Below are 13,071 nucleotides of genomic sequence, written 5' to 3'. Positions count from 1 at the left end.
CATAGGTTCTCCGGACACGACGCTAGCCCTCCAAGGCCAGTCTGCGCAGCTCCGGGCCGTAGGCCGGGTCGGCGAGGGCCGCGGCGAACTGGGCCTTGAGGTAGTCGAGCGGCGAGCCCGTGTCCCACCAGGTGCCGTCGATGACCTGCCCGTACACCGGGTGCCCGGCGGCGTGGCGGTGCAGGGCGTCGGTGAGGTAGATCTCGCCCTCGGGCTTGTCGTGCCAGCGGCGCGTCGCGGCCTCGAGCTCCTCGACGACGCCGGGGGTGACGACGTACCCGCCGATGGCGGCGTACCGGGAGGGGGCCTCCTCCGGGGACGGCTTCTCCATCAGGCCCGAGATGCGCAGCCGGCCGCCGCCGAGGTCCTCCTCCACGATCGGCACGCCGTAGCGGGAGGCGTCCTCGACCGCCATCGGCATCAGGGCCAGGACAGGGGCCTGAGTGGCCTCGTACGCGCTTTTGAGCTGCTTGGCGCGCGGCACCTCGGCCACGAACACGTCGTCGGCCCACAGCACCATGAACGGCTCGTCGCCGATGACGCGGGCGGCGTTGAGCACGGGCGTGCCGTTGCCGTACGGGCCGTTCTGGTACAGGTACGTGATGTGGGCCAGCGACGACAGCTCGGCCACCGCGTCGGCCAGGTCGTCCTTGCCGGCCGCGCGCAGCTGCAGCTCCAGGTCGGCGTCGGGGGCGAAGTGCTTCTGGACGAGGTCCTTGCGGGCTGAGGTGACGATGGTGATCTCGTCGATGCCGGAGTCCACGAGCTCGCGGATGGTGTGCTCGATGACCGGCTTGTCGCCGATGGGCAGCATCTCCTTGGGCAAGGCCTTGGTCAGGGGAAGCAGCCGGGTGCCCAGGCCGGCCACCGGGATCACGGCTTTGCGGACCATGCGACTCTCCTTGATCGGGTGGGGAGAGTGCCGACGTTACCTCAGCGACTTTGCGGTGATCACGCCGGTGCGGGCGACGCCGCGCCGTGGTCGAGCGGGAGCGAATGTCTCCTCGAACGCAACCGTGGTCGTCAATTTAGCAATTAGCGCCCATTAGTAAAAGTGCGGAATTTCATTATTCGTTAAATGCGTGTCTTTACCACGAGCGGATCGGGGCGGGGGCGTCCGCCGAGCCCGCGATGTCCCTCTGAGTGATGACCGCGAGGTGTTCGGCCAGGTCAGCCAGGGCGCGTGAGGCCGCCAGCTCGTCCCCGATCTCGGGCACCATGGGGTCGGACGGGTTGCGCCGGGCGCGTCCGTTCCCGGTGATTTCCGTGCCGTCGCCGGTGGTGAGAGCCGCCCGCGCCGCAGTGTCGTCGCCGTCCTCGGTCAGCTCGATGCGCACCGTCCATTCTTTTGCTTTCATGGCCACACGGGCTGCCCTTCGGCGGCTCGGTGAAACCGCCCCGCCTCACAGACCCGCCTATGCGGTGAAATCGGCGAAATCGAAGCCCGGGGACACGATGCAGCTCACCAGCACCGGCTCGGCGCCCGCCGGGCGGGCCGACTGCCGGACCCCGCCGGGGACGATCGCCTGCGGCACCTCGCCGTCCTCCACCCCCGGCCCCAGCGTGACCGTGGCGTCCCCGATCGTCAGGCTCAGCGGGCCGCCGCGGTGCCACAGCCAGACCTCGTCCGACTTGACCAGGTGCGGCACCGACTCCTCGCCCGGGTTCAGGAGGAAGTAGATGCCGGTGGCGCTGGCGCGCGGTCCCTCGTACCCGTCCGGCTGGAAGGTCACCGCCGATCGCCACGTCTCGCGGAACCAGCCACCCTCCGGGTGGGGGAGGAGGTCGAGTGCCGCGGCGACGGGCGGGCGTTCGACGAAGGCGATCGGGGCGCCGGTGACGTCCCGGCGGAGGAAGCGGGTGCCGTCGAGGACGAGCTGGCCCTCCAGCGGGCTGGCCAGGGCCGCGGCCTCGTCGGGCACCTGGACGGACGGGCCGTTGGGGTAGGTCTTCAGCTCCACCTAGGAGAGTTTAGATGGATATGTCCGGACGAATATGTCCGGACAGGCGGGGTCGTCGTGGGCCGGGAACCTCGGCGGTTCCCGCGCGCCCTCCCCGTGAGGGGCCCGGTCGGACGGCCTGGCGCGAGATCTCAGGACTCGCGGCGAAATGTCGGTCGGGCTGGCTAGTCTGCGGCAGGTGATCGCAAGGTTGAGCCGTGATCAGGTGCTCGCCCTCGCCCCCGACGCCTCCTCCCAGAAGGCGGCCCAGGGCGTGGCGGCGCCCGGGAAATGGTCGTCGCGGGGCGCGACGGGCACGGTCCTGTACGGCGAGTGCAAGGGCAGCGGGGCCACGCCCTATTTGGCGTGCGTCGACCTGACCGAACCCGCGTACCGGTGCAGCTGCCCAAGCCGGAAGTTCCCATGCAAGCACGCGCTGGGACTGCTGCTCATGTGGTCCGGCGACGGCGTGCCCGAGGCGGCGGCGGCGCCGCAGTGGGTGACGGAGTGGCTGGAGTCCCGCGCCGAGCGCGCGGCCAAGGCGGCGGCCCGGCTGGAGGCCGCCCGCGCGAACGGGAACGACGATGCCGGTGTTTCCGGCGAGCAGGACGTCGCAGGCTCCGGACGGCCCGGCGTCGACGGGACGGAGCGGGCCGGTGCCTCGCGTCCGGAGTCCGTACGCCATGCGCGGGTCGCCGCCGGCCTGGCCGAGCTGGAGCGCTGGCTGGCCGACCAGGTGCGCCAGGGCCTCGCCGGGGCCGGTGAGCCTGAGTGGGAGGGCCTGGCCAAGCGCCTCATCGACGCCCAGGCTCCCGGGGTCGCGGGCGTCGTCTCCCGGCTGGCGCGGGTGCGGGCGGAGGACGACTGGCCGGGGCGGCTGCTGGAGGAATACGCCATGATCAATCTGCTCGCCGTCGCCTACCGTCGGCGGGCCGAGCTGCCCGCCACGCTCGCCGAGACGGTCCTGATCCGCGCAGGCTTCCCCGTCACCAGGGAAGAGGTGCTGGCCGGGCCCGTGGTGCGCGACCAGTGGGACGTGCTGGGCAGCCGCGACGAGGCGCAGGACCGGCTGACGGCGCGCCGGGTGTGGCTCCGCGCGCGCCGCACCGGCCGACCGGCCCTGATCCTTTCCTTCGCCCCCCAGGGCCAGCCATTGGACGCCTCCCTGGTCACCGGCACCACCATCGACGCCGACGTGACCTTCTATCCGGGTGCGGCGCCGCTGCGCGCCCTGGTCGCCGCACGCAACGGCACGGTCCCCGCGACCGTCCCCCCGGGCGTGTCGCCGGAGGAGGCGCTCGACGAGGTGGCCGGGGCGCTGTCCGGGGATCCGTGGACCGAGTCCTGGCCCCTCGTCCTGGCCGGGGTGGTTCCCGAGCGGACCTCACTCGGAGGTCTCCCGCTTCACCCCCGGTGCCGTGACCCATGGCGGCTGATCGCCGTCTCGGGCGGACACCCGCTCACGGTGGCCGCCGAATGGACCCCACAGGGGCTGCGCCCCCTCACCACGTGGGACGACGAAGGAACGGCGGTGATCCTGCGATGAGCACCTGGGAGGAGCTGGCGTCCGCGGCGCTCGTGGGCACCGACCGCAGGCCGTACCACGGCGTGCTGCTCGAGGACGCGGCCGTCGAGGTGGCCAGGCGGCGGGCCGGGCGACGGCCGGACGAGGCCGCGCCGCCGGAGCCGGCGCCCGGGGAGGAGCGCCCCGCCGTCGCCGGGCGCGCGGCCGATCGGCTGGTCAGGATCATGGGCGGCGAGCACGAAAGGTTGCTGACGGAGTGGCTGACCGCGGCGGCGGGGACCGGCCGCAGGGTGCCCGCGTACGTGCTGCCCGACCTGCTCGAACGCGGCCGCCGCGACCGCTCGATCCGGGTCTGCCTGGGCGTGCTGGCGGGCCGGCGCGGCAGGTGGCTGGCCGGGCGGAACCCCGCGTGGGCGTACCTCCTGGAGGAGCCGACGGGGGAGACGTGGGAGCTGGGCGGCGCGGCCGACCGGCGGGCACATCTCAAAGCGCTCAGGGCGGCCGACCCGGCCCAGGCCAGGCAGTTGCTGGAGAGCACGTGGGAGCGCGAGACGCCGGACGACCGCGCCGAGTTCGTGGAGGTGCTGGCCGACGGGCTGAGCATGGACGACGAGCCGTTCCTGGAGTCGGCGCTGGACGACCGCCGCAGAGAGGTGCGCCAGGCCGCCGCCAACCTCCTCACCCGCCTCCCCGGCTCGCGCCTGTCCCAGCGCATGGCCGAACGGGTGCGGACGTTCGTGACCATCGCCGGGAACTCCATCACCATCGAGGCCCCCGGCGCATGCGACAAGGCGATGGAACGCGATGGCGTCCGGCCCAAACCGCCCAGAGGCTTCGGCGAGCGGGCCTGGTGGCTCCAGCAGATCATCGCCCGCGCCCCGCTGTCGGTGTGGGGCCGGCCGGCCGCCCGGCTGCTCAAGATGAAGATCCCCGACTGGGACGCCGATGTGAAGACCGCCTGGGTACGCGCCGCCGTGCTGCAGAAGGACCCGGAGTGGGCGCGGGCGATGTTCGGCTGGGACCCGATCGCGGACCTTCTGGAGTCGCTCCCGCCTGACGAGCAGCAGGAGCTCGCCGCAGGCTTCGTCCGCGAGCACGACCTGGACAGCCAGCTCATCATGGTCCTGGGCGGCGTGTCGTCCCACTGGCGCGAGGGCCTGGCTACGGCCGTCCTCCGCAAGATCGTGAAGGTGGCCACGACGCAGCCGTGGAACCTCGGCGAGCTGGTCAAGCTGGCCGGCGAGCACATCGACCCGGCCCTGTTCCCGCTGGCCGAGAGCTATTCGCCGGTCGAGCCCATCCAGCAGGTCGCCGCGCTGCTGCGCTTCCGCGCCGACATGCACAAGGAGCTGTTCTTGCCTGAGGAGACCCGATGACCGTTCTGCGTCCGCACGCGGAAGACCAGTACGCCGAGGAGCTGGCCCTCCTCGCCAAGGACGACGACCGGCCCAGGCCGCCGGGGTGGAAGCTGTCGCCGTGGGCCGTCACCACCTACATCCTGGGCGACGGCGACCTCGTCACCCCCAAATACGTCGGCGCCCGCCGCATCGTCGAGGTGGCCGTCGCCACCCTGGCGACCGACCGCGCGCTGCTGCTGCTCGGCGTGCCCGGCACCGCCAAGACGTGGCTGTCGGAGCACCTGGCCGCCGCCGTCAGCGGCGACTCCACGCTGCTCGTGCAGGGCACGGCAGGCACCGCCGAGGAGGCCATCCGGTACGGCTGGAACTACGCCAGGCTGCTGGCCGAGGGCCCGTCGATGGAGGCGCTGACCCCGTCGCCCGTCATGCGCGCCATGGCCGAGGGCCGCATCGCCCGGGTCGAGGAGCTGACCCGCATGCCGTCCGACGTACAGGACGCCCTGATCACCGTCCTGTCGGAGAAGACGCTGCCGATCCCCGAGCTCAACCGGGAGGTGCAGGCCCAGCGCGGCTTCAACGTCATCGCCACCGCCAACGACCGCGACCGGGGCGTCAACGAGCTGTCCAGCGCGCTGCGCCGCCGCTTCAACACCGTCGTGCTGCCGGTGCCGGCCACCGCCGAGGAGGAGGTGGACATCGTGGCGCGGCGGGTCGGCCAGCTCGGGCGGTCGCTGGAGCTGCCGGAGACGACGACGGGAGCGGCCGAGATCCGGCGTGTGGTGACGGTCTTCCGGGAGCTGCGCATGGGCGTCACCGAGGACGGGCGCACCAAGCTCAAGTCGCCGAGCGGCACCCTGTCCACGGCCGAGGCGATCTCGGTGCTCACCAACGGCATCGCGCTGGCCGCCCACTTCGGCGACGGGGTCCTGCGCCCGGCCGACGTGGCCGCCGGGATCGTGGGGGCGGTGGTGCAGGAGCCGGTGTCGGACCGGGTGGTGTGGCGGGAATACCTGGAGACCGTGGTCCGCGAGCGCTCCGACTGGCGGGACTTCTACCGCGCCTGCCGCGACATCTCATGAGTGTTCACGTTCTGGGGGTGCGGCATCACGGGCCGGGCTCGGCGCGGGCCGTGCGGGCGGAACTGGAGCGGTTGCGGCCCGACACGATCCTCATCGAGGGTCCGCCCGAGGCCGACGCGCTCGTCCGGCTCGCCCCGGACCTGGAACCGCCGGTCGCGCTGCTCGCCCACGTGCCGGGTGCGCCCGCGCGGGCCGCCTTCTGGCCGTTCGCCGGGTTCTCGCCGGAATGGCAGGCCATCCTGTACGGCACCGCCGCCGGCATCCCGGTGCGCTTCTGCGACCTGCCCGCGGCACACACGCTCGCCGATGACCGCGATGATGGGGAAAAATCCGACATGCAGGCCGACCCCATCGGCTCGCTCGCCGCGGCCGCCGGATACGACGACCCGGAACGCTGGTGGGAGGACGTCGTCGAGCACCGCGACGACCCGCCGTTCGACGCGGTCGCCGAGGCCATGGCCGCCGTACGCGAGGGCTACGAGCCGGACGAGCGGGAGGCCAGGCGCGAGGCGTACATGCGCAAGACCCTCCGCGCGGCGCTCAAGCAGGGCCACACGCGGATCGCGGTGATCTGCGGCGCCTGGCACGTCCCCGCGCTGACCGGCCCCCTGCCGTCCGCCGCCGCCGACAACGCCGCACTGCGCGGGCTGCCCAAGGTGAAGGCCGAGCTGACGTGGGTGCCGTGGACGTACGGGCGGCTGGCCTCCCGGAGCGGCTACGGGGCGGGCATCACCTCGCCCGGCTGGTACCACCATCTGTTCACCGCCCCCGACCGCCCCGTGGAGCGGTGGCTCGCCGCGGCGGCCGCCGTGCTCCGCGACGAGGGCCTGGCGGTGTCGTCCGCGCACGTCATCGAGTCCGTACGCCTCGCCGGCAGCCTGGCCGCCCTGCGCGGCCGCCCCCTGGCCGGGCTCGGCGAGGTCACCGAGGCGGCCAGGGCCGTGTTGTGCGAGGGTGACGACCTGGCCGTGGAGCTGATCCAGCGGCGCATGGTCGTCGGCGACCGGCTCGGCCACGTCAGCGACGGCACGCCGATGGTGCCGCTCCAGCGTGACCTGCGTGACGAGCAGCGGCGGCTGAAGCTCAAGCCCGAGGCGCTCGACCGCGAGATCGACCTCGACCTGCGCAAACCGCTCGACCTCGACCGCAGTCACCTGCTGCACCGGCTGCGGCTGCTCGGGGTGGACTGGGGCACTCCGGGGCAGGCCCGCGGCAAGGGCACGTTCAGGGAGACGTGGACGCTGCGGTGGCGGCCCGAGCACGATCTCGCGCTCATCGAGCACGCCGCCCTCGGCACGACCGTGGTCGCCGCCGCCGCGCGGCGGGCCGGGGATCTGGCGGGGGCGCAGGCGGCGGCGCTGGCGGACCTGACGTCGCTGGTCGAGCAGTGCCTGCTGGCCGACCTGCCGCAGGCGCTGCCGGAGGTGCTGGCGGCCCTGTCGGCCAAGGCGGCGCTGGACACCGACGTCACGCACCTGATGGCGGCGCTGCCCGCGATGGTCCGCGCCCACCGGTACGGCGACGTCCGCGGCACCTCGGCCGAGGGGCTGGCCGTGATCGTGCGGTCGATGCTGGACCGGATCCGCGTCGGGCTGCCGGTGGCGGTGACGGGGCTGGACGACGACGCGGCGGCGGACGTGCTCAATCACGTGGACGCGGTGCACGCGGCCGTCGCCCTGCTCAGCGAGTCCCCGGCCGATGCCGACGTCCCCGCCGAGGGCGGGGCGGCGCAGCGGGACCGGTGGCTGGCGACCCTGCGGGGCATCAGCGACCGGCCGGACCTGCACGGCCTCATCGAGGGCCGGCTGACCAGGATCCTGCTGGACTCCGGCGAGCTCGACGACGCCGGTGACCGCATGTCCAGGGCGATGTCCCGCGGCCAGACCCCGGCCAGGGCGGCGGCCTGGGTCGAGGGGTTCCTGGCCGGGGGCGGGCTCCTGCTGGTGCACGACCCGCGTCTGCTCGGCCTGGTCGACGGCTGGCTGACGGGGCTGTCCGGCGATCAGTTCACCGACGTGCTGCCGCTGCTGCGCCGTACGTTCGGGAGCTTCGCCGCGCCGGAGCGCCGGGCCGTCGGCGAGCGCCTGCGCTCGCCGGGGCGGACGAAGGAGTGGGGGACACAGGACGTGGACGAGCGGCGCGCGGCGGCGGCCGCCGCGACCGTGCTGTCGATCATCGGGAGAGCGGGCGGGAAGGCGGGCGGATGAGCGCGGCCACGCGGGGACCGGAGGAGGCGGCCGGAGCCGTGGAGGGGACGGACGAGCGGATGCGCCGGTGGCGGCTGGTGCTGGGCGGCGGGGACGCCGACGGCACCGGGTTCGGCCTGCGGGGCGCCGACGCGCAGATGGACGCGGCGCTGGGGGCCGTCTACGAGCAGGACGGCAGGGAAGGCGGGCTGGGCGCGTCCGCGCCGCGGGTGGCCCGCTGGCTGGGCGACATCCGCACGTACTTCCCCTCCACGGTCGTCCAGGTCATGCAGAAGGACGCCATCGAGCGGCTGAACCTCACCAGGCTCCTGCTGGAGCCCGAGATGCTCGAGGCCGTGGAGCCTGACGTGCACCTGGTCGGCACCCTGCTCGCGCTCAACCGGGTCATGCCCGACCAGGCCCGCGAGTCGGCCCGGGCGGTCGTGCGCAAGGTGGTGGAGGAGCTGGAACGCAGGCTCGCGCAGAAGACCAGGGCGGCCGTGACGGGCGCGCTGGACCGCGCGGCCAGGACGCACCGCCCCAAGCGGGTGGCCGACATCGACTGGAACCGGACGATCCGGGCGAACCTCAAGAACTACCTGCCGGAGCGGAACACCGTCATCCCGTCGCGGCTCGTCGGCTACGCCCGCCGTCAGCGATCGGTGCAGCGCGAGGTGGTGCTGTGCATCGACCAGAGCGGGTCGATGGCGGCCTCGGTGGTGTATTCGAGCGTGTTCGGGGCGGTGCTGGCGTCGACGCGGTCGCTGAAGACGTCGCTCGTGGTGTTCGACACGGCCGTGGTGGATCTCACCGACCAGCTGCACGATCCGGTGGAGCTGCTGTTCGGCACGCAGCTCGGCGGCGGCACCGACATCAACCGGGCCATCGCCTACTGCCAGGGGCTCATCGGCCGCCCGGCCGACTCGATCTTCATCCTGATCAGCGACCTGTACGAGGGCGGCGTCCGGGAGGAGATGCTGCGCCGGGTGGCCGCGATGACGCAGGCCGGCGTCCAGGTGATCGTGCTGCTGGCGCTGTCCGACGAGGGCGCGCCGTTCTACGACCACGAGAACGCCGCCGCACTGGCCGCCATGGGGGTGCCGGCGTTCGCCTGCACCCCCGACGCGTTCCCCGACCTGATGGCCGCCGCCATCGAGAGGCGTGACATCGGACGGTGGGCCGAACGCCACATCCCCTCATAGAGGCCCCGTACGATGATCGTCAAGCCGCTCGCGCGGACCGCGGCAAGAGGAACGACAGGGCGAAGGTCAGGGCCAGCAGCCCTACCTCGACCCACACGGTCACCTGCATGGCCGAGCCGAACCCCCACTCGCGGGCGAGCAGGTTGAAGAAGATCGTGCCCAGGACGGCGGTGCCGAACGCGCCGCCGAGCTGCTGTGTCGCGGTCAGCGTGCCCGAGGCCGAGCCTGACTCGTGCGGTTCGACGCCGGCCAGCACGATGTCGAAGAACGGCGCCATGGTCAGGCCCATCCCGATGCCGACCAGGCCGAGCCCGGGGGCCAGCTGCCAGGCGGTGACGTCGAGCCCGGCGAGGTGGATGGTCACCGCGAGCGCGGCCGCGCCCACCGCCATCACGATGGCGCCGATCTGCAGCAGCCCCCGGCCGAGCTTCTCCTGCAGGCCGGACATCGCGATGCCGAAGCCCAGCACGCCGCCCACGGCCTGCGGCAGCCCGGCGAGGCCGGCCTGGAGCGGCGTGAAGCCCAGGCCCAGCTGGGTGTAGAGGCTGAAGACCAGGCCGAAGCCCATCAGGCCGGAGAAGAACGCCAGCCCGGCCACCAGCCCGCCGGTGAAGGCGCGCTTGCGGAACAGGCCGGGCGTGACCAGCGGGTCCTTGCCGGCCTTGACGCGGCGCGACTCGTAGCGGCCGAACACCGCGAACAACACCACCGAGGCGGCCATCGACACGAACGTCCACGCGGGCCAGCCCAGCTCGCGGCCCTGGATGAGCGGGTAGATCAGCAGGAACGCGGCCGCCGAGACCAGGGCGACGCCGCCGAGGTCGAGCCTGGTCGCGTTCGAGAGCCGGAACTCGGGCAGGAACCGCATCGCGGCCAGCGCGGCGGCCAGGCCGATCGGCAGGTTGATCAGGAAGATCATGCGCCAGCCGGTGCCGAAGAAGTCGGCGTCGACCAGCCAGCCGGCCAGGACGGGGCCGCCGACGGACGAGATGGCCATGACCGGGCCGAACATGCCGAACGCCTTGCCGATCTCGCGTGGCGGGAACATCTCCTTGATCAGGCCGAGCCCCTGCGGGATCATCACGGCGCCGAACAGGCCCTGCAACACCCGGCTGCCGACCAGCATGGCGGGGTTGACGGCGATGCCGCACAGCAGCGAGGCGGCGGTGAAGCCCAACGCGCCGATCAGGAACATGCGCTTCCTGCCGTACAGGTCGCCGAGCCGGCCACCGGTGATCAGGCCGATGGCCATGGCCAGCGTGTAGCCGGCGCCCAGCCACTGCACGAGGCTTTCGGAGCCGCCGAGCTCCTGCTGGATGGTGGGTGCGGCGATCGTGGTCACGAGCGCGTCGAGCAGGTCCATGACCTCGGCGGCCAGGATCACGAACAACGCGATCCAGCGCCAGCGGTAGGGCTGGACCTCGGTCGTCGCCGCGGAGGCGGTGACTGTCATGGGGACTCCCTTACAAACGGTGTTCTATGGACGAACAGTGTTCGTTACGAACACTGTTTTAAGGGCGAACGGCGTTCGTGTCAAGTACAGTGTTCGTATGGGTGCGGATGGACTGAAGCCGGATCGAACGGAAGCCGGAGGCGTGCCGGTGCCTCCATGGCGCACGCCGCGCAAGCAGGCGCAGGTCAAGCGGCAGCTGAGCCAGGACCTCATCGTCGAGGCCGGGCTGCGGATCCTGGACGCCGAGGGGTTCGACGCGCTGAGCATGAGACGCGTCGCCCAGGAGCTCGACACGGGTCCCGCCTCGCTGTACGCGCACGTGGCCAACAAGGACGAACTGCTGGAGCTGGTCTACGACCGGGTGCTCGGCGAGATCGATTTGCCCGAGCGCGACCCCTTGCGGTGGAAGGAGCAGCTGCGCGCGTACGCCATGGAAGTGCACCGCGTGTTCGGCGTGCACGGCGACGTGGCCAGGGCCGCGCTGGCCAACATCCCGACGGGGGAGAACTCCCTCCGCGCGGGAGAGTTCCTCTTCGGGCTGCTCATCGAGGCCGGGATGCCGCCGCGGGACGCGTCGCTGGCGGTGGACCGGCTCTCGCTGTACATCGTCGGCGATGCCTACGAGGGCTCCCTGCACTGGGCGCGCATGCGGGCGGCAGGGCTGACGGACCCGGGGGAGTACTTCGAGGCCTTTGCCGGCCAGATCGCCGACTACTACCGGACGCTGCCGGTGGCGAGGTTCCCGCACCTGCGCGAATTCATCGACGACCTGATCGCCGGCGACGGCGAGGACCGCTTCCGGTACGGCCTGGAGCTGCTGCTCGACGGCATCGAGGCACGCATGCCCAGGCGCTGATCTAGGTCCAATGGCCGAGCGCGCCTAGGACCCGCGCCCGATGTGCTGACCTGCGAGTCCGCCATAGCCTGCGCGGCATGACGACGACTGTTGAACGATCGGAAACCGCGGGCGTGGTGTCGGCCCCGTACCGCGCGCTGAGCTTCGGGCTGGTGGCCATCGTCACGTTGCTGGCGTTCGAGGCGATGGCGGTGGCCACGGCCATGCCCGTCGTGGCCCGCGAGCTGCGCGGCATGCACCTGTACAACCTGGCCTTCAGCGCCACCCTGGCGGCCAGCGTGATCGCGACGGTGCTGGGCGGGCGGTGGAGCGACCGGCGGGGCCCGGTGCGGCCGATCTCGGCCGGCGTGGTGGCCTTCGTGGCCGGGCTGCTGCTGGCCGGGTTCGCGCCGACCATGGAGGTGTTCGTCGCGGGCCGGTTCGTGCAGGGGCTCGGGACCGGGCTGACCCAGGTGGCGCTGTACGTGCTGGTCGCCCGGATCTATCCGGGCGCCCTGCATCCCAAGGTGTTCGCCCTGTTCTCGGCCGCCTGGGTGGTGCCGTCCATGGTGGGGCCCGCGATCGCCGGATTCGTGGTCGAGAACGCCGACTGGCGGTGGATCTTCCTCGGCGCCTCGCTGATCGTCGTCCCGTCGGCGCTGCTGCTCTGGCGCGGCACCGCCGGCCGCGACCTGGGAACCGGCACCGGCGAGCCGGCCCCCGACTCGGGCGACCGCAGCCTGGGCCGCAAACTCGTCTGGGCCACGCTGACCGCCGTCGCCGCCGCGCTCATCCAGTACGGCAGCGCGCTGAAGCTCGCCGGCCTGCCCCTCCTCGCGGCCGGCGTCGTCCTGCTGGCCGTGGCCCTGCCCAAGCTGCTGCTGCCCGGCTCGCTCCGGGCCGCGCCCGGCCTGCCGACCGCGCCCGTGCTGCGCGGCCTCGCGTTCGGCTCGCTCACGGCGGCCAACATCCTCATCCCGCTCATGCTGATCAACGAGCGCGGGCTCAGCGCCACCGGGGCGGGCGTCGTGCTCACGATCGGCGCCCTCGGCTGGTCCACCGGCTCCTGGATCAAGGGCCGGGGCCGGATCGGCCACATGACCGCCGTCCGCGGCGGCGCCACCATGATCGCGCTTGGGCTGGCGCTGGTGACGCTCGTGCTGGTGGACGCGGTGCCGATCGCGGTCGCGTACGTGGCCATGGCCGTGGCCGGGCTCGGCATCGGCGCGCTGCACCCGACGGTGTCCGTGCTGGTGCTGGAGATGTCGAAGGCGGGCGAGGAAGGCCAGAACAGCGCGGCCGTGGGCGTCGGCGAGTCGGTGTTCACCGTGGTCGCGGTCGCGGTCAGCGGCGCCCTGTTCACCGCCACCGGCGAGTCCTACGCGGCCGGCCTGCTGTTCACCGTCGCGCTCGCCGTCCTGGCCCTGGTCCTGGCCCCGCGTTTGGTCCGTTCCCCGTCAGCAGGCACTATGGAGGGGACCGCGTCATAAAAG

General features: G+C 72.6%; 11 protein-coding genes. 7 read left to right on the top strand and 4 right to left on the bottom strand.

Annotated elements, in window-relative coordinates:
- Nucleotides 1–22: 22 nt before the first annotated feature.
- From ACIBX3_RS06535 to ACIBX3_RS06525, 3 genes are all read right to left on the bottom strand, one after another.
- Nucleotides 23–892: a UTP--glucose-1-phosphate uridylyltransferase gene (locus ACIBX3_RS06535; protein ID WP_397113813.1), complete on the bottom strand. Its 870-nt coding sequence runs from the start codon at nucleotides 890–892 to the stop codon at nucleotides 23–25.
- A gap of 196 nt (nucleotides 893–1,088) precedes the next feature.
- Nucleotides 1,089–1,358, bottom strand: coding sequence for a DUF1876 domain-containing protein (locus ACIBX3_RS06530; RefSeq protein WP_397113811.1), 270 nt, complete (start codon nucleotides 1,356–1,358; stop codon nucleotides 1,089–1,091).
- A gap of 57 nt (nucleotides 1,359–1,415) precedes the next feature.
- On the bottom strand, nucleotides 1,416–1,961 hold the full coding sequence (locus ACIBX3_RS06525; RefSeq protein WP_397113809.1) for a cupin domain-containing protein: 546 nt from the start codon (nucleotides 1,959–1,961) through the stop codon (nucleotides 1,416–1,418).
- Nucleotides 1,962–2,139: 178 nt separating this feature from the next.
- On the opposite strand from ACIBX3_RS06525, the gene ACIBX3_RS06520 reads away from it, so the two are divergent.
- From ACIBX3_RS06520 to ACIBX3_RS06500, 5 genes are read left to right on the top strand one after another with little or no spacing between them, the layout of a single operon-like run.
- Nucleotides 2,140–3,486 (top strand): SWIM zinc finger domain-containing protein, encoded by a 1,347-nt coding sequence (locus ACIBX3_RS06520; RefSeq protein ID WP_397113807.1) that lies wholly within the window; start codon nucleotides 2,140–2,142, stop codon nucleotides 3,484–3,486.
- Nucleotides 3,483–4,841: a DUF5691 domain-containing protein gene (locus ACIBX3_RS06515; RefSeq protein WP_397113805.1), complete on the top strand. Its 1,359-nt coding sequence runs from the start codon at nucleotides 3,483–3,485 to the stop codon at nucleotides 4,839–4,841. Before ACIBX3_RS06520 ends, ACIBX3_RS06515 begins: the two co-directional genes overlap by 4 nt.
- Nucleotides 4,838–5,902: an AAA family ATPase gene (locus tag ACIBX3_RS06510; protein WP_397113804.1), complete on the top strand. Its 1,065-nt coding sequence runs from the start codon at nucleotides 4,838–4,840 to the stop codon at nucleotides 5,900–5,902. The genes ACIBX3_RS06515 and ACIBX3_RS06510 overlap by 4 nt, the downstream gene beginning before the upstream one ends.
- Nucleotides 5,899–8,109 carry a DUF5682 family protein gene (locus ACIBX3_RS06505; RefSeq protein WP_397113802.1) on the top strand — a complete coding sequence of 737 codons (2,211 nt, stop codon included), beginning with the start codon at nucleotides 5,899–5,901 and terminating at the stop codon, nucleotides 8,107–8,109. Before ACIBX3_RS06510 ends, ACIBX3_RS06505 begins: the two co-directional genes overlap by 4 nt.
- Nucleotides 8,106–9,290: a VWA domain-containing protein gene (locus ACIBX3_RS06500; RefSeq protein ID WP_397113800.1), complete on the top strand. Its 1,185-nt coding sequence runs from the start codon at nucleotides 8,106–8,108 to the stop codon at nucleotides 9,288–9,290. The genes ACIBX3_RS06505 and ACIBX3_RS06500 overlap by 4 nt, the downstream gene beginning before the upstream one ends.
- A gap of 19 nt (nucleotides 9,291–9,309) precedes the next feature.
- Here the strand turns inward: ACIBX3_RS06500 and ACIBX3_RS06495 are convergent, their stop codons facing one another.
- The gene (locus ACIBX3_RS06495) at nucleotides 9,310–10,743 is read right to left on the bottom strand and encodes a DHA2 family efflux MFS transporter permease subunit (RefSeq protein ID WP_397113798.1); all 1,434 of its coding nucleotides are present in this window, start codon (nucleotides 10,741–10,743) and stop codon (nucleotides 9,310–9,312) included.
- Nucleotides 10,744–10,840: 97 nt separating this feature from the next.
- Here ACIBX3_RS06495 and ACIBX3_RS06490 point away from each other — a divergent pair, with 97 nt between their 5' ends.
- The gene (locus ACIBX3_RS06490; RefSeq protein WP_397113796.1) at nucleotides 10,841–11,599 is read left to right on the top strand and encodes a TetR/AcrR family transcriptional regulator; all 759 of its coding nucleotides are present in this window, start codon (nucleotides 10,841–10,843) and stop codon (nucleotides 11,597–11,599) included.
- A gap of 77 nt (nucleotides 11,600–11,676) precedes the next feature.
- A complete protein-coding gene (locus tag ACIBX3_RS06485) occupies nucleotides 11,677–13,068 on the top strand; it encodes an MFS transporter (protein WP_397113794.1) in 1,392 nt (463 codons plus the stop codon).
- Nucleotides 13,069–13,071 lie beyond the last annotated feature (3 nt).

Origin of the sequence: Nonomuraea sp. NPDC049480 (assembly GCF_044465905.1) — a bacterium.
GTDB lineage: Bacteria > Actinomycetota > Actinomycetes > Streptosporangiales > Streptosporangiaceae > Nonomuraea.
This window is presented reverse-complemented; position numbering and strand designations above follow the sequence as displayed.